Origin of the sequence: Paraburkholderia sp. 35.1 (assembly GCF_050436525.1) — a bacterium.
In the GTDB taxonomy this organism is placed as follows: Bacteria; Pseudomonadota; Gammaproteobacteria; order Burkholderiales; family Burkholderiaceae; genus Paraburkholderia; species Paraburkholderia tuberum.
The window spans coordinates 2786605-2803632 of sequence record NZ_JBNDMJ010000003.1 but is presented as its reverse complement, the minus strand read 5'-3'; the positions used below and the strand labels follow the sequence as shown (position 1 = coordinate 2803632).

Here is a 17028-nt window from a genome sequence, read left to right as displayed (position 1 = left end):
AATGAAAATTTAGTTCAGGGTTGAGCGACCGGCAAGTCAACGCTCGTCGTCGCGCTAACACCATTGGCCCTCGGGATGCAGCTCTTTGACAGGGAATACGTTGCTTGGCATTGCATCCGCCCTGGCCTTAAATTCGTTATGCAGCGCACGGACTGTCGCGCCTGGTGTCCAGACCCATGAGACAGGTCAAAAGACGCGCTGCCGCGGGTAGCGTGGGACACCTCGTGTCCCTGGGCACCTAGAAGCAAGGAGGAACTGTCATGTCACGAGACAAGTCATCGCGCCGCGCTTCCGCAGAGCAACAAGCGGCCGAGGTTTCCGAGGCGCAAATCGCCGTGCACTGGCCTGAAGAGGAATATTTCCCGCCGCCCGCATCGTTCATCGCCCAAGCCAATCTGACAGACGCAGGAGTATTCGCACGTTTCTCTCTCGACAAATTCCCCGAGTGCTTCAAGGAGTTCGCGGACCTTCTCGACTGGTACAGGTACTGGGACACGATGTTCGACGCGAGCAATCCTCCGTTCTGGCGCTGGTTCGTCGGTGGCCGGATCAATGCCTGCTACAACTGCGTGGATCGTCACCTCGCCGCCCACCGGAACAAGGCCGCGATCCATTTCGTGCCAGAGCCCGAGGACGAGACGGTCCAGCATGTCACCTACCAGGAACTTTATGTCCGCGTAAGCGAGTTCGCGGCCATGCTACGCGACTTCTGCGGTCTAAAAGCCGGTGACCGGGTTACTCTCCATATGCCTATGGTGGCGGAGCTGCCCATCACGATGCTCGCCTGCGCCCGGCTCGGGGTGATTCACTCGCAGGTATTTAGCGGCTTCAGCGGCGCGGCCTGCGCCGACCGCATCCTGGATTCCGAGAGCCGTCTGCTGATTACGATGGACGCTTACTGGCGTGGCGGCAAGCTGATCGATCACAAGGAAAAAGCCGACACCGCGTTCGCCGAAGCTGCCGGGAAGGGTCACCAGGCCGAGAAGGTTCTGATCTGGCAGCGGTATCCGGGCAAGTATTCGAGTCCGACGCAGCTCGTGGAAGAACGCGATGTCATCGTCAACGACGCCCTCAAGGCGTTTCGCGGCAAACGTGTCGAGCCCGTGCAGATGCCCGCTGAGGCACCGCTATTCCTCATGTATTCGAGCGGTACCACGGGCCGCCCTAAGGGGTGCCAGCATTCCATTGGAGGCTACCTCGCCTACGTCGCCTGGACATCGAAATACATCCAGGACATCCACCCCGAGGATGTGTATTGGTGCATGGCCGACATCGGCTGGATTACCGGTCACTCCTACATTGTCTACGGCCCGCTCGCGCTCGCGGCCTCGTCGGTCGTGTACGAAGGCGTGCCCGTCTACCCCGATGCCGGGCGCCCTTGGCGAATTGCCGAAAACCTCGGCGTCAATATCTTCCACACGTCGCCGACTGCGATCCGCGCACTGCGGCGCAGCGGACCGGACGAACCCGCGAAGTACAGCTATCACTTCAAGCACATGACGACCGTGGGCGAACCCATCGAGCCCGAAGTCTGGAAGTGGTATCACCGGTCTGTCGGGAAGGGGGAGGCCGTCATTGTCGACACGTGGTGGCAAACTGAAACGGGCGGGTTCCTTTGCAGCACGGTGCCGGCGTTGCACAAGATGAAGCCCGGCAGTGCCGGTCCGGGAATACCTGGCATTCATCCGGTGATTTACGACGACGCCGGTAATGAACTTGCAAGCGGTTCCGGCAAGGCGGGCAACATCTGTATTCTCAATCCGTGGCCCGGCGCGTTTCAGACCATCTGGAGAGCCCCGGAGCGCTACGTGAAAACGTACTATGCCCGCTACTGCCGGGATCCCAAGAGCAAGGACTGGCGCGACTGGCCCTACATGGCGGGAGACGGTGCTGTCGACGCTGCGGACGGCTACTTCCGGATTCTCGGTCGCATCGACGACGTGATCAACGTCGCCGGCCATCGCCTCGGTACCAAAGAAATCGAGTCAGCCGCCCTGCTTGTCCCCGAAGTCGTCGAAGCGGCTGTCGTGCCGGTCGCCGACGAGATCAAGGGCAGAGTGCCCGAACTGTATGTTTCGTTAAAGCCCGGAGTGGAAGCTTCGGAGGAGCTTGCAAAGCGGGTCACAGACTCGGTGGTCGATCGGATCGGAGCCATCGCGAAGCCGCACCGGGTGGTCATTGTTCCGGACATGCCCAAGACCCGGTCGGGCAAGATCATGCGGCGCGTGCTCGCAGCACTTTCAAACCATCAAGACCCCGGAGACGTATCCACGCTGGCTAACCCGGAGGTCGTTGACAGTCTGCGGGAGCTCGTGAAGTAATGGGGGCTACGTCCATGATCATCACGCGGCGCGCGCGGCGGGCGGGCGGCCATCGGGCGCCGCAGCCTTCGTCACCCATGTGACTCGACTCATAGGGAAAACTGGCCGTTCACCGCGGCCATTATCGATTGGTCCTGCGCAAACTCCCGCGTCAATCCTTTTCCGCCACCCGCCCCGGCTGCACAGCCGGCATCCTGCGATAGATCGTGTTCCGCGAGACCCCGAGCGCACGCGCCGCGGCAGACACGTTTCCGCCGTGGCGCGCCAGCGTCATCGCAACCACAGAGGTGGCAACATCCTGCAGCCGAGCACCGTCGGGCCGCGACGCATCGCCAGCAGCGGGGGCATCCGCAGCCGAACCGGCCGAAATGGCTGAAGAGCTCGAAGCGGCCGACGCAGCAGAGTCCCCCTGTCCAACCTCGCCGTCGCCGCAACCCGCGCTCCCCACATCATCCAGAAAATCATCCGGCAAATGCTCCCAGCGAATCACCCAATCCTCCTCCACCATCGCCGCCGCGGTCCGCAGCAGATTAGCCAGTTGCCGACAGTTACCCGGCCACGCATGTCGCCCGAACACCGCCATCACATCAGCCGCAACGCTGAGCGCCTGCCGCCCCCCGCTTTCGACTGATTCCCACCGCAACATCTTTTGAACGACGACCGCGAGATCGCTCCGCTCACGCAACGCCGGCAACCGAACCGCAAGCCCGTTGATCCGATAGTAAAGATCCTCGCGAAACTGGTTCTGCGCGATCATCTCGCGCAAGTTGCGGTGGGTCGCGCAAATAATGGAGACATCGACAGGAACCGCCCGCGTCGCCCCAAGCGGCGTCACAACCCGCTCCTGCAAAACACGCAGCAACCGCACCTGCAACGAATAGGGCATATCCCCGATCTCATCGAGAAACAGCGTGCCTCCATTCGCCTGCATCAGCTTGCCGATCGCCCCTTTACGCCGCGCGCCGGTAAACGCGCCCTCTTCATACCCGAATAGCTCAGATTCGATCAGCGACTCCGGAATCGAAGCACAGTTGACCGCAACAAACGGCCCATCACCTCGCGGCGAATCGTTATGAATCGCCTGCGCGAGCAACTCCTTGCCGGTACCGGTCTCGCCGGTGATCAGAATCGGAATGTCCTTGCCGAGCACCTTGCGAACCTTCGCGATCAGTGCGGACACACGAGCATCGCCGGTATCGAGATCGCCGAGCCGCGACAGTCCCGCAGCCGGTTGACGCGCATTCGCACACGCCGGTCGCGGTGCGACTGCACCCTGCACATCGACGGCTCCACGCCCCAGCCCAAACGACGCCCGCCTGAACTGCCCGCGCGCGCAAACCACCGCACCGTTGTGCAAATTCAGCATCAGATGCGGCGCGACGCCATGCACCAAACGATCGATCAATTGCGCATACGAGATCTGAAATAGCGACGACAGCGTATGCGCGCGCAACGCAGCGAGCGACAAGCCCAACTGAAACTGCGCACTTCGATTCGCGGACAGAAAGCGCCCATCATCGGTAAACGCAATGATCCCTTCCATCAGCGTGCCGAGAAATTCCGGCCGTCCGTGAAAAGACACTTGCAGGACGTCACGAAACGCAGTCGAGAACAGATGGTTTTCGATCATCTGCACCGACATCTTCGCGAGTGCCGTCGTGTGCTGGTGATAGCTGCGGTGGTCGCCCGTCACGTCGAGCACGCCGATCAGATCGCCGTACGGATCGAGAATCGGCACACTCGAACAGGTCAGGAAGCGGTTAGCAGCCAGATAGTGCTGGTCCCCATGAACGACCATCGCACACCCCTCGGCCAGCGAGGTACCGATCGCGTTGGTCCCCTGACGATCCTCGGCCCAGTTCGCGCCAGGGCGCAGCGCCACTTTTTCCGCGCGACGCAGAAAGTCGTCGTCGCCGATCGAATGCAGGATCAACCCTTCGGCGTTGGTCAGCACGATCATGCTTTGCGTGTTGACGATCTGCTCGCGCAGCGTCTCCATGACCGGCATCGCATGCGCGCACAGCACCTGGTTCTGTTCGCGCTGCAGCGCGAGTCCCGTGCCGGACAGGATGTCGTAATCCGGCCGGATCGATGCGCGCAGGCCGAACGTCTCGGAGCGTTCGTGGGCTTTCTGGATCGCCGGTGCGGGCCAACCTTTGGAGCGGTTAGCCGCCGCCACGCCGAGCGGATGAACGTCGTCGCGCATTGTCTCCTCCTGAATGCGCCCGGGTCGTGCCGGACGCTTTGATGCGTGTCAACAGAATACTCCCTTTGCCAGTCCGCCCGACGCGTGCGGCGACCCCGCGCGGGCCCGCATCCTTGATCTGCGTCAGCGTCGGCCGAATCTGCGGCGTTTCTGAACACCCGCTGCCCGCGCAACCGTTCCGAAACGGAACACTTCCGCCATCCAGCTCACCGCAATCCCTGAAATAGCCTACTTCGATGCATTGGTACGGTTCGTGCCTGATGTAGTCCCGCGCAGTCACCCGATCACCATCACAAAACGGAGACAAGTGATGAATCCATTTGACCTGAAAGCCCTCGGCATCGACATCGAGTATCCCTATCGCCAGCGTTACGAAAACTACATCGGCGGCAAGTGGGTACCGCCGGTCGGCGGCGACTATTTCGACAACGTGTCGCCGATCAACGGGCAGCCGTTTTGTCGCGTGCCTCGCTCGAGCGCTGCCGATATCGACCTCGCCATCGACGCCGCGCACGCAGCGCGCCGCAAATGGGCGAAGACCTCGGTGACAGAGCGCGCGAACCAGTTGCTGGCGGTGGCCGAGCGCATGGAGAAGAACCTGAAGCTGCTAGCGGTCGCCGAGACGATCGACAACGGCAAGCCGCTGCGCGAAACGATGGCCGCGGACCTGCCGCTCGCCGTCGATCATTTCCGCTATTTCGCGGGCTGCATCCGCGCGCAGGAAGGCGGCATCTCGGAGATCGACGACAACACGGTCGCTTATCACTTTCACGAGCCGGCTGGGGTGGTCGGTCAGATCATCCCGTGGAATTTTCCGCTGCTGATGGCCGCATGGAAGCTCGCCCCCGCGCTCGCGGCCGGCTGCTGCGTCGTGATGAAGCCCGCCGAGCAGACGCCGGCTTCGATACTCGTGCTGGTCGAACTGATCGGCGACCTGTTCCCCGCCGGGGTCATCAACATCGTCAACGGCTTCGGCAAGGAAGCGGGCGAAGCGCTCGCCACCAGCAAGCGCATCGCGAAGATCGCGTTCACCGGCTCGACGCCGGTCGGCAAGCGCATCCTGCACGCAGCCGCGGACAACCTGATCCCGTCGACGGTCGAACTCGGCGGCAAGAGCCCGAACATCTTCTTCGCCGACGTGCTCGATCGCGACGACGCGTTCCTCGACAAGGCGCTCGAAGGTCTCGCGATGTTCGCGCTGAATCAGGGCGAAGTGTGCACGTGCCCGTCGCGCGTGCTGGTTCAGGAGTCGATTTACGAGCGCTTCATCGAGAAAGCGATCGCCCGGGTGGAACGCATCAAGGCTGGCCATCCGCTGAACCTCGAAACGATGATCGGTGCGCAGGCATCGCAGCAGCAGCTCGACAAGATCCTGTCGTATATCGACATCGGCCGGGACGAAGGGGCGCAGTGCCTCGTCGGCGGCGAGCGCGCAACCCCTGGCGTCGGCCTCGGCGAGGGTTTCTACGTGAAGCCGACGATGCTGTTCGGCAACAACGATATGCGTGTGTTCCAGGAGGAGATCTTCGGCCCGGTCGCCTCGGTGATGACGTTCAAGGACGAACAGCAAGCGATCGAACTCGCGAACGACACGTACTATGGCCTGGGCGCGGGCGTGTGGACTCGCGACGGTACCCGCGCTTACAAGATGGGACGCGAGATCGAGGCGGGACGCGTGTGGACCAACTGCTATCACCTGTATCCGGCGCATGCGGCCTTCGGTGGCTACAAGCAGTCGGGGATCGGGCGCGAAACACACAAGATGGCGTTGTCGAACTATCAGCAGACGAAGTGTCTGCTGGTCAGCTATCAGGCGGAGGCGCTGGGGTTCTTCTAAGCGAAGGGCGCGTCGTCTATGGACGGCGCGTGCCGAAGAATGCAGCCGTGCGGCGTGGTGGCCGCTCCGGCTGCATCAATCGATGCGAAATCACGAAGTCCCCTCAGACCTCAGTCCGCCTCGACTTCTCTTCTGGAAGCCGTGAGATCCCGTTCGCCCGACAAATCAAACAAATTGCCTACATAGGCTAAAAATTCATCCAATTCCGAATGCTCCTGGTTGCCCCGCTCCCGATACTGTCGTTCGCACATAACAGGGGATGACCGATGAAGAACGGCAACGGCCAGCCGATGATCCGGCTCGCAGACAAGACGACGCACGACGGCACGGTCATCGAGGCCGCGACAGACCTCATGCACATGGGCATCCCGGTTGCACTCGATGGACACGGCGTCGAATGTCCGAAGTGTGGCGGTGTCTATCCGATCATCGCGACCGGCCAGCGAACCCACAACGGCAAGCGGGTCAGCCATGCCGGCGACAGGACGGGCTGCGGCGCGATCCTGATCGCTTCATGATCGCTTCCCGGTTGCCACGAAACACCGAACTCCTTGCACGCATGGTCGAACCCGCACAGGACCGCACGCTAGGTCTTTCCAGTGACGCACTACCCACATGGGGCAATGAGCCTTTGCTGGCTCCGCTCCGCCTGCGCGGCACCGAATCCCTGGGCAAGCTCTATCGATACACGCTCGATGTGGCGACGATCGACAGTCCGACACTCGGATTGTGGCAAGCACAGGAACTGGTCGTACCCGATAACCTGATTGGCAAAGTCATCGACATTTCGATCGCGTTCGACGGGAACGGATTGTTCGGTCAACAGGAGTTGGAATCCGGTGACGTGGTACACGTGGGCGCGGGCCGCCGCACGATTTCGGGCCTCGTCACAGGCATGAAACAGACCGGCACCGACGACCGGCGCGCCCATTACCGCTTCGTCGTGCGCCCCTGGCTGTGGCTGGCCACGAAGAACCGCGAAAGCAGGATCTTTCAGGACGCGAGCGTGGTGGACATCACCGACCGGATACTCAAGGAGCGTTATCACTTTCCGGTCGTGATGGAGTTGGGCGCGACCGGTCTGTGCGAAGGCTACCCAAAGCGGGACCATGTCCGGCAGATGTGGGAATCCGATTTCGAATTCCTCACGCGGATCTGGAGAGAATGGGGAATCTACTATCTGTTCGACGGAATGACGCTGGTACTGTGCGATTCGCCCGGCTCGCACAAACAGCACGACAACGGCTACGACACTATCCGCTATCACGCGCCTGACAGCCGGCACGTCGACGAAGAACACATTCACAGGCTCGAGGTCTCGCGTCAGATCACGACGGGCAAGGTCAGTCTGATCGACTACGACTACACGCGCCCCGGCATGCACTTCGAGGGCGAGTACGAGAGCTTCAGCGAAAGGGCCTTCGACAACATCGAGCAACACGGCTGGGGCGACTACTCGCAACCGCTCGCCGGCGAGATGGGATTGTCGGGTAGGCGAAACAACTTCCGCAATGAAGCCGAACACCTCGCGAGCGTGCGCGTCGATGCAATGCGCTGCCACCGGCTGCGTCTGAAGGGCCGAGGGAATCTGCGCGGCCTGACAACCGGCAAAACATTCTGGCTCGACAACCATCCGCAATGCGACATCAACGCCGAGTACCTGGCGGTATCGACCACACTCGACATTCGCAACGCGCCGCAGAACACACAGCCGTCCGGTAACGACACGAACGACGCGTTGCGCCAGTGCGTGACAAGCTTCGTGCTTCAGCCTGCCAATACATTCTTCAGAAACCGCCCGAAGAAAAAGCCGCGCTGCGCGGCGGAAACGGCGATCGTGGTTGGGCCCGAGCACCAGCCGATCTGGGTCGATGGATACGCGCGCGCCAAGGTGCGTTTCGTGTGGGACCGGCTTGGCCCGAAAAACGAGAGCGCCAGTTGCTGGGTGCGCGTGTCGTCGCCGTGGCAAGGCAATGGCTTCGGCGCGATCTATCCGCCGCGTGTCGGTCAGGAAGTCATGGTCAGCTACCACGAAGAGGACCCGGACAAGCCGTACGTATCGGGCCGGATGATCAATGGCTGGAACCAGCCGCCCTGGAAGCTACCGGATAACCAGGCACTTTCAGGCGTCTTGAGCAGTGAGCTCAACGGTGGCTGCGACGGCCAGACCAATCACGTCGTACTGGATGACACGCCGGGCCAACTCCAGGCACAGTTCGCCAGCGATCACGCACGCTCGCGCCTCGTGCTGGGCTACAACACGCAGGTCGTGCGCGAGGCCGGCCGACAGCAGGCACGCGGTGAAGGCTGGGAACTGGCCACCGACGCATGGGGTGTCGCGCGCGCCAACAGAGGCATGCTGATCACCACGGAGGCGCGTCGCGGCGCGACCGCGCCGGCAAAGGATCTCGGCGAGACCGTGGCGCGCCTCACGCAGGCGCGCGATATCCACGAGAACCTCGCGGGTCTCGCGCGGCAGTATGAGGCACAGGAGCAACAGACCAGTCAAAGCGACGTATCGCGGGCCATCAAGGCGCAGAACGAGGCGATACGCGGCGTCGCGGCGCGTGCTGACCTTCCCTTCCCGCAACTGGGCGCGCCCGACATGGTGCTGGCCAGCGCGGCGGGGGTCGGTCTCACCGCAGCGCAAAGCACGCACGTGGCGAGTGTCGAACACATCGCGCTCACAGCGGGCGGTCACGTCAGCATGGCGGCGGCGAAATCGCTGCTGGCGTCGGCAATCAACGGCGTGCGGGTGTTCACGCAGAATCTCGGCATCAGGCTCAAGGCCGCGTCAGGCAAGGTGCGAATCGACGCGCAGAGCAATGATGTCGAGGTCATCGCGCAGCGGGTCGTCAGCATCATCAGTAGAACCGATTCGATCAATCTGATGGCCAGCAAAGAGATCGTGCTCCATGCGGGAAGCACGAAGGTGGTGATCAATTCGGAAGGGTACAGGGTCTATACGGATGGAGAGCATCGGGTCCATGCGCGTGGTCATCAAACCGACACGCCAGCGGCGCGGCCTGTCAATGTGCCGGTAACGCCCGGAAAGCCGGGCAAGCTGGCTGCGCATCATGTTCTGATCGAACACGATACGGGCTTTGCACTGCCGAACCAGCCGTACCGGATCACGCTCGACGATGGTCAGGTGATTCAGGGCGTGACCAATGCGCTTGGAGAAACGAGTCTCGTCACGAGCAATCTGCTTGCATTCGCGACGGTTGAACTGTTCGCCGCGAGTGAACCGGACAAGGTTATTGCGGTGAGCAGAGGCGCGGTGATCAGGGAGGCGGACGAGCCGTTTGCGGGCGCAGTGCCCAACGCCGAGAAACGCACCGCCAGGGTCGCAGGAAGGGCCGTGGCCTCTCCCAATCAAAGCGCGACGACGGAAGACAAGCCGCCCGAATTCGTTTCGTGTGATCCGATGAACTTCGGTCTGCGCTTTCATCACTTCATCAACGGTGCGACCGAGGCTGATGCGCCGGCCGGTGTGTCGATGCGCAAGGATGTTGAATATCCGGTGACCAAGGCTTATACGGCTGCAATTAAAACCGCGTTGCAGGGAATCGATTGGGCCGGGTTGCCGTGGCCTTTGACTTCCAGTTCGATAGAGACGATTCAAAATGCGGTCACGCCGCAATTGGAAATCGCGCTTAGTGACGGGCCCTTTGGATTGCCACGACGCGATGCCGCCAACTCGGAAAATGGTGGTGCCATGCCAAAGCTTGTGATTGTCGATCCACAGCGGGCAACGCAGTACGCCCTGCGGCAGGATGTCAGCGCCGCGTTTATCGGTGACGATTGGGCTATCGCCGTCAACGAGAGCGAGATTGCACGCATCGTCGAACTGATGGACCAGCCGGCTTCGCTGGATCACCGCCTCAGGGCATTTGCCGACACGCTGTATCACGAGTCTCGCCACTGCCAACAGTACTTCTGGATGCTTTCTTTGCTTCAGCATTTTCCAGACGACTACAGGGAGCTGCCGAATATCCGCTTGGTGTATTGGTCGACGATGCTAAAAAAGGCCTATACGGCGGCTGGAAACACGCCGCTACCCGACGATCACCGCGTTCACATCGGTCTGCACAGGATGCTTGTATTCCACTACTACTGGCTGATCTCCTGCATGCAGGACAAGCCGGGCTGGGAGTACGTCAGGCGAGATCTCCCGAGTGCTGAAAGGAAGGTATGTGACCTGCTGAATGTCTCCGCTGAAACAGCTCAAAAAATGGTGCAATTCGAAACCGGCTATAGGAGCCAGATTCATGAAGAAGATGCCTACGCCTGCGCGGAAGTGGTTCAGGCCTACTGGCGCAATCCTGGTGATCCTCTCGTTCGCAACCCCGGTACATGCACGGCTCAGTACGCTGACGCCCTCAGGATCGTCGGGGCCAGGAGCTGAGATGAGACCGATCGTGACCGACGCCCAGCGCGACATGGCCTTGAGAATATTGACCACGGCAATGGCGATCCTGCGGGACGACCAGCCCTTCGATCCCGCACATACGATTTTCGGCCGCATTATCGCGGCGCGGCCTGAGCGCGGCGTGGTAGGTGTTACGGAGTATTCCTTCGAGAATCCGGCGTTCCCACGGACGGAAATCACCGTAGTTGTGATACCCGATCCGCTCGACCGCTCTGCCGACCGCGCGCAGGTCAAGCAAGTCATGCTGGACTTCACGATCCGCTTCAGTCCACTGTTGACAGACATTAACCGTTCGACGCTGGAAGACCTCCTCCATGTCGATATCGGCTACTGGATCGACGGCAACGGCGAGCGGCGACCCGGCAACGATATGGGGACAGTGCCGCCGCACGTTCGTCTGCATCACTATCGCTATCGTGCTTCGAATCTGTCAACGAGCCGGTTTCCGGTGGACGTCGAATTTGCTTTCGGCGACCCCGACCCAAACGATCCGACGCCGGACGAACCCAAAACGCCGGTCCTGATGGACGTTCGCCTCAATCGTGACTATTCCGCGTTGAAACGGCAACACCGTGAATGAAGCCCGTCTTGAACAGCAGGTGGCAACGCGCCACGGCGCGCGGAAGTGGTTCAGGCCTACTGGCGCAATCCTGGTGATCCTCTCGTTCGCAACCCCGGTACATGCACAGCTCAGTACGCTGACGCCCTCAGGACCGTCGGGGCCAGGAACTGAGATGAGACCGACTGTGACCGACGCCCAGCGCGACATGGCCTTCAGAATATTGACCACGGCAATGGCGATCCTGCGGGACGACCAGCCCTTCGATCCCGCGCATACGATTTTCGGCCGCATTCTCGCGGCGCACCCACTGCGCGGTCGTGTAGGTGGTATGCAGTACTCCTTCGTCAATCCGGCATTTCCGCGGACGCAAATCATTCTATTTGTGGTACCCGATCCGGCCGCCCCCTCCGCCGACCGCACGAAGGGCAAGCAAGTCGCGACGCACTTCACGATCCGTTTCAGTCCACTGTTGACAGACATTAACCGTTCGACGCTGGAAGACCTCCTCCATGTCGATATCGGCTACTGGGTCGACGGCAACGGCGAGCGCTGGCCCGGCAACGATATGGGAACGACGCCACCGCAGATTCGGCTGCATGGCTATCGCTATCGTGCTTCGAATCTGTCAACGAGCCGGTTTCCGGTGGACGTCGAATTTGCTTTCGGCGACCCCGACCCGAACGATCCGGCGCCGGACGAACCCAAACGCCGGTCCTGATGGACGTTCTCCTCAGTCGTGACTATTCCGCGTTGAGACGGCAACACCGTAAATAGAGCCCGTCTTGAACAGCAGGTGGCAAAGCGCCGCATGTGCAGAGACGACATCCGCATTTTCAGCTTTGCATGGACTCGCTTGCCACCACCCTGTTTCGCCCACTCGCCTTCGCGGCGTACAGTCGCTGGTCCGCGACCGCAATCAACCCCTCGAGGTCAAAGCAGTTATCCGAAACACTCTCCGCCACCCCGATCGATATCGTGAACCATATCTCACGGCCCGGCGCGGTGCGGGTTAATTGCGTCTCCTGAAGGACGCAGGCGTTGCGGGCGACGGCCTCGCGCACGCGCTCCGCAATTCGGGCCGCGTCGTCCGCGGTCGTATCGGGCAGCAGCACACAGAACTCCTCGCCACCCAGACGTGCCATCAGATCCCCCGGGCGCACGGCAATCCTGACCACGTTGGCCAGGTGCTTCAGGGCCTCGTCTCCGCCAGCGTGCCCCCAGTTGTCGTTGATCACCTTGAAATGGTCGATATCGATCATCAGCAGCGCGATGCGGCGCTCGTCGTTGCGCCGTGAAAGTGCGTCGAATTCCTCATTCAAACGGCGGCGGTTCGCGAGACCGGTCAGGGGGTCCGCGAGCGACAATTCCCGCAGCCGCCCGTTGAGTGCCATCTGCGTGGAAAGAAGCTGGTCGACGACAAAAAGAGTGGCCCAGAGAAGCAATGCCATCAGTATCCACACTCCGGCAAACAGCGCGCTGCTCAAGCGAACGACCGAGAAGAATACGGTCGCAGCGGATACGTAATCGGTCAATACGAGATCCGCCGTATCCAGCTTTCTGAAGAGCAGGAAGTCCTGTCCCGCACTCAACGTTCCGCTGGGTGTCCGAAACAGCGTGGAAGCAGAGAGCGTGTTCCACTGCGCCGGCAGAGTCTTCAGCCAATTCTCATCATTGACCGAGAAAGTACTTCCGCTCGTTGCAATTGGCATCCCGCTCGGGTCTATCAGAGCGTGAGTTTCATCCGCTGTGGTGTTGTTCCACAGATAGTCCTGAACGATGCGTTGCGGGACCACGAAGAATATGAGGCCGCGAACCACGTCGTTACTCATCACCGCTGTCCCAAACAGCAGGCGAGGTCCTGCCGGGTTCTTGCGCCCGCGAACCGGATCGAACGTGACGTCATAGTCGAGCGGGTTCTGGTTGGCCAGCTGTAACAGGCGCGAGCTGCCGTACATTTGCAACAGCCGGACTACCTCGTCGTCGTCAATGGTTGGGTGAGCGACCACGATACCGGTCGGCGAGACATATACCGCGCGTTCGAGACCCGTGCCCATCTGGAATTGCACGGCAAACAGCCGGCTCATCAATTGGGCGAGCCGCAGGTCCTCGACAAATGTGGGCTCGTCACGGTGCAAACCAGGAGTCACCGCGAGCTGCTGTGTGCCGATACCCCGAATGGGGGCGTCGATATCGCGAACTTGAAGATTCCAGACGCGCTCGTCCTGCGCCCGGAGTACCGCCTGGAGCGAGGCATCCGGTGTTCGATCGAGCTGTGCTGTCCGGTCCGCAAGGAGCCGCTCGGCACTCTCGCGAAGAAACTGCAAGTGCTGCCTGTTATTGCGGACCGCGACATCGAGAACCCTGTCCTGAATCTCGAGCCGATGCGAACGGTTATCGAGCTCCCGGGCACGTACGAGAAAATATTGGTGTACAGCAAGAATCAACGTGACAACGAATACCACGGCGAAACACAGGATCACGGTATGCCGCGGACGTGAACTGGCGCGGTCCCAAACCGTTTTCGCAGGCGTTTTAGAAGCGGACGGCAGGCGCATGCCGGCTCTCCGGTGATCCAGCTCCAGGTCCAAATACTATTCCTTCCCAACCCCCTCGACATAGCTATCAACCGCACTGTTCACCGTCGGATGAAAGCACGCATCGCCAATCAGATCCGTCAACTCGAAGCGTCTGAGCTTGTCGCGAACCGGATCCTTCACCTCTGCAAAGTGCAGCGCAATCCCGCGCTCGTCGAGCGTGCGCGTCAGTTCCCGCAGCATGTCGGCGGAGGTGACGTCCACGCTCGTCACCGGTTCGGCCGCCACGACCACACGCCGCACCGGTGCCGGCGATTCGGCGACGGCTTCCAGCAGGCGCTCCTGAAACTGCTCGGCATTCGCAAAGAACAGCGGTGCATCCCAGCGAAACAGCACGAGCCCGGGGATTCGCTGGGCATGCGGATAGCGCTGCAAGTCGTGATAGCCGCGCAAACCTTCGACGCGACCGAGCACCGCGTAGTGCGGTCGCCAGCCGTCCCACAGAAATTCGATGACCGCGATCACCACCGCGAAGCAGATGCCGGGAATCGCACCGAACACTGCGACGCCGGCAAAGCAGGCCATCGACAGCCAGAACTCCCATTGCTGGATGCGGAAAATCCGCTTCAGGTCCGTGATCTCGAACAGACCGATCGCCGCCGCGATGACGACCGCGGCGAGCGCACTGTTGGGCAGGTAGCGCATCAGATTGGGCGCGGCCATCAGCAGCGCCGCGACCGCCAGCGCGCCGACGACGCCCGTCAGTTGCGTCTTCGCACCCGCCGCCTCGGCGACCGGCGTGCGCGACGAACTGCTGCTGATCGGGAAGCCGTGGAACAGGCCGGCCGCAAGATTGGCCGCGCCGAGCCCGACCATCTCCTGATTGGGGTCGACGCGGCTGCGAAAACGTGCCGCGAAAGTTCGCGACAGCACGCTGGTATCCGCGAACGAGATCAGCGCGACCGCGCAGCCGCCGAGCAGAATCTTGACCAGATCGGCGTCGGTGACCCACGGCAGCGCAAAGGTCGGCAGGCCTTGAGGAATCTTGCCGAGCACTTTCACACCCATGCTATCGAGGTGCAATGCGGTTACGCACAACGTCGCAACGATCACGGCGATCAGTATGCCCGGCAGCTTTTCGAAGCGCTTGAGAAACAGGATCAGCACGAGGCTTCCAGCGCCCACCGCGAAGCTATACCAGTTGGATTTGCCATCGGCGATGGCCTGCACGAGGCTCACGATGTCCCGCAATGGCCCGCGCTCTTCGATTGAGATGGCAAACAGTTTGGGCAACTGACTGATCAGCACGGCGAGCGCAATGCCGTTCATATAGCCGTATCGAATGGGTTTCGACAACAATTCAGTGATGAATCCCAGCCGCAGCAAGCCCATCACGATACAGAACAGGCCGGACACGATCGCCATCATGCTGGCCACCGCAATCGCGCGCGACGGGTCGCCTGCAGCGATTTGCACCACGACCGCCAGAATCGGAGCGGCGAGCGCGGAGTCGGGACCGAGCACGAGAATCCGGCTCGGACCGAACAGCGCATACGCCAACAGCGGAACGATCGTCGCGTAGAGGCCGTACACGCCAGGGACGCCGGATGCCTCCGCGTAAGCGATCCCAACCGGCACCAGCATCGTGGTCAGTACCAGTCCCGCCGTCAGATCGTTCGGCAACCAGCTCAGCCGGTACGTCTTGAGCACCGTCAGTCCCGGCAGCCAGCGCATCCAGCGGCGCGCCCTGCTTACAGCAGTCTGTTCTTTGTGAGGAACTGGCCTGTCCGCTTCCATTTTTGGAATGTTCGTAGTCGAGGACGTCGCACCACGGTTTGTGGGCGGTACCGTCATTCGAAGGATAGTCCAGACATTCCGTTGGCGACAGGATGAGGCCGACCGGCCGCGCATCAGGGCCGCTGGCGCCTCAGCAGCCACGCGACGCCCCCCGCCAGCGCCATCACTGCCGCGCCGTACACCGCATTGCGATGCCGCTCGGTGAACATCTGCCAGCAGTACGCATGCGCTTCGTCATCGAAGCGACCATGCGAAGTGTAGTGGCCCGGCACCGGCTCGTAGAGATTCGCGGGCGCATCGGCGGGCAACGGTTCATCGGTCAATTGCCCGTCGTAACCCGCCCGCGCGAGATAGCGGTCGAGCAGCGCCGGCGCGATCCGGTTCGCGAGGATTGCCTTGACCGTCGACCACCCGACCCACACCTGCCGCCGCCGATGGGTGGCCGCAAAGTAGATCGCCCGTGCCGCCACTTCCGGCTGAAACACCGGCGCCACCGGCCGTGCCCTGCGCCCCGTGCGATTGAGCGCCCAGTCGAATTGCGGCGTATTGACCGCGGGCAGATCGACCATCGTCAGATGGATATCGACTCCGTCGTGCAGCAACTCGGAACGCAACGAATCGGTGAAGCCGCGCACGGCAAACTTCGCGCCGCAATAGATCGACTGCAACGGCACCGACCGGTACCCGAGCGCCGAGCCGACATTGACGATCGTGCCGTGCCCGCGCGCGCGCATCACGGGGAGCGCCGCCAGCATCCCGTTGACCTGCCCCAGATAGGTCACCTGCGTGCCGCGTTCGACATCGCGCGCGCTGAGCGCCGACACCGGCGCAAACGCGGTCGCCATCGCGACGTTGACCCAGACGTCGATGCCGCCCCACTCGCGCTTCACGCGCTGCGCCGCGCGCTCGATCGCGTCGGCATCGGCGACATCGGCCGGAATGGCGAGTGCGCGCACGCCATGGGTCGCGGCGATCTCCTCGGCGGCACGAGCGAGCCGTCGCGGCTCGCGCGCGATGAGCCCAACGTCGTAGCCCTGCCGCGCGAATTCGGACGCGCTCGCGCGCCCCACGCCGGCACTTGCCCCTGTAATGACGACGACGCCCTTGCGCTCGACGTCGCCGCTGCGGGTCTCGGTTTGCACCGTCACAGCGTCGCTGGCCACTTTGAACACCTCCGAGGTTGCGTATCCAGTGAGGTGGTGAAGCAAAGCGCAGTCCCGACGATTCGAGCTGGGGATCTGCGAATTGCGCGCGAGTCCAGCGCACGCTCGGCCGCCGGAACGCCGGCCGCCGGAACGCCGGCCGCCGGAAAAACAAATGGCCGCAGCGCGGGGCTGCG

At 62.0% G+C, this 17028-nt stretch carries 10 protein-coding genes; 6 read left to right on the top strand and 4 right to left on the bottom strand.

The features are described 5' to 3' along the window. Window positions 1–260: 260 nt before the first annotated feature. Window positions 261–2321 carry an acetate--CoA ligase gene (acs, locus tag OKW27_RS33040; protein ID WP_429335932.1) on the top strand — a complete coding sequence of 687 codons (2061 nt, stop codon included), beginning with the start codon at window positions 261–263 and terminating at the stop codon, window positions 2319–2321. A gap of 151 nt (window positions 2322–2472) precedes the next feature. On the opposite strand, the gene OKW27_RS33035 is transcribed toward acs, so the two are convergent. After that, window positions 2473–4527 carry a sigma-54-dependent Fis family transcriptional regulator gene (locus tag OKW27_RS33035; protein WP_429335931.1) on the bottom strand — a complete coding sequence of 685 codons (2055 nt, stop codon included), beginning with the start codon at window positions 4525–4527 and terminating at the stop codon, window positions 2473–2475. A gap of 310 nt (window positions 4528–4837) precedes the next feature. Here OKW27_RS33035 and OKW27_RS33030 point away from each other — a divergent pair, with 310 nt between their 5' ends. The 5 genes from OKW27_RS33030 to OKW27_RS33010 all read left to right on the top strand — a co-directional run bounded on the left by OKW27_RS33030 (window position 4838) and on the right by OKW27_RS33010 (window position 12076). Then, window positions 4838–6364 carry an aldehyde dehydrogenase family protein gene (locus OKW27_RS33030; protein ID WP_429335930.1) on the top strand — a complete coding sequence of 509 codons (1527 nt, stop codon included), beginning with the start codon at window positions 4838–4840 and terminating at the stop codon, window positions 6362–6364. A gap of 266 nt (window positions 6365–6630) precedes the next feature. Further along, on the top strand, window positions 6631–6882 hold the full coding sequence (locus OKW27_RS33025) for a PAAR domain-containing protein (protein ID WP_429335929.1): 252 nt from the start codon (window positions 6631–6633) through the stop codon (window positions 6880–6882). Further along, window positions 6879–10772, top strand: coding sequence for a type VI secretion system Vgr family protein (locus tag OKW27_RS33020; RefSeq protein WP_429335928.1), 3894 nt, complete (start codon window positions 6879–6881; stop codon window positions 10770–10772). Before OKW27_RS33025 ends, OKW27_RS33020 begins: the two co-directional genes overlap by 4 nt. Window position 10773: 1 nt before the next feature. Next, window positions 10774–11376, top strand: coding sequence for a hypothetical protein (locus OKW27_RS33015; protein WP_429335927.1), 603 nt, complete (start codon window positions 10774–10776; stop codon window positions 11374–11376). 166 nt (window positions 11377–11542) lie between these two features. Next, complete coding sequence (locus tag OKW27_RS33010) at window positions 11543–12076, top strand: hypothetical protein (RefSeq protein ID WP_429335926.1); 534 nt, start codon at window positions 11543–11545, stop codon at window positions 12074–12076. A 115-nt stretch (window positions 12077–12191) separates the two neighbouring features. Here the strand turns inward: OKW27_RS33010 and OKW27_RS33005 are convergent, their stop codons facing one another. The 3 genes from OKW27_RS33005 to OKW27_RS32995 form a co-directional block, all read right to left on the bottom strand. Further along, window positions 12192–13946, bottom strand: coding sequence for a diguanylate cyclase (locus OKW27_RS33005; RefSeq protein ID WP_429335925.1), 1755 nt, complete (start codon window positions 13944–13946; stop codon window positions 12192–12194). 3 nt (window positions 13947–13949) lie between these two features. Beyond that, on the bottom strand, window positions 13950–15689 hold the full coding sequence (locus tag OKW27_RS33000) for a SulP family inorganic anion transporter (protein WP_429335924.1): 1740 nt from the start codon (window positions 15687–15689) through the stop codon (window positions 13950–13952). 113 nt (window positions 15690–15802) lie between these two features. Then, a complete protein-coding gene (locus OKW27_RS32995; protein WP_429336616.1) occupies window positions 15803–16831 on the bottom strand; it encodes an SDR family oxidoreductase in 1029 nt (342 codons plus the stop codon). Window positions 16832–17028 lie beyond the last annotated feature (197 nt).

Excerpts from the sequence above, each read along its gene's own strand:
- OKW27_RS33020 (WP_429335928.1), top strand. The coding sequence starts at position 6,879 with ATGATCGCTTCCCGGTTGCCACGAAACACCGAACTCCTTGCACGCATG.
- acs (WP_429335932.1), top strand. The coding sequence starts at position 261 with ATGTCACGAGACAAGTCATCGCGCCGCGCTTCCGCAGAGCAACAAGCG.
- OKW27_RS33015 (WP_429335927.1), top strand. The coding sequence starts at position 10,774 with ATGAGACCGATCGTGACCGACGCCCAGCGCGACATGGCCTTGAGAATA.
- OKW27_RS33035 (WP_429335931.1), bottom strand. The coding sequence starts at position 4,527 with ATGCGCGACGACGTTCATCCGCTCGGCGTGGCGGCGGCTAACCGCTCC.
- OKW27_RS33000 (WP_429335924.1), bottom strand. The coding sequence starts at position 15,689 with ATGGAAGCGGACAGGCCAGTTCCTCACAAAGAACAGACTGCTGTAAGC.
- OKW27_RS33030 (WP_429335930.1), top strand. The coding sequence starts at position 4,838 with ATGAATCCATTTGACCTGAAAGCCCTCGGCATCGACATCGAGTATCCC.
- OKW27_RS33025 (WP_429335929.1), top strand. The coding sequence starts at position 6,631 with ATGAAGAACGGCAACGGCCAGCCGATGATCCGGCTCGCAGACAAGACG.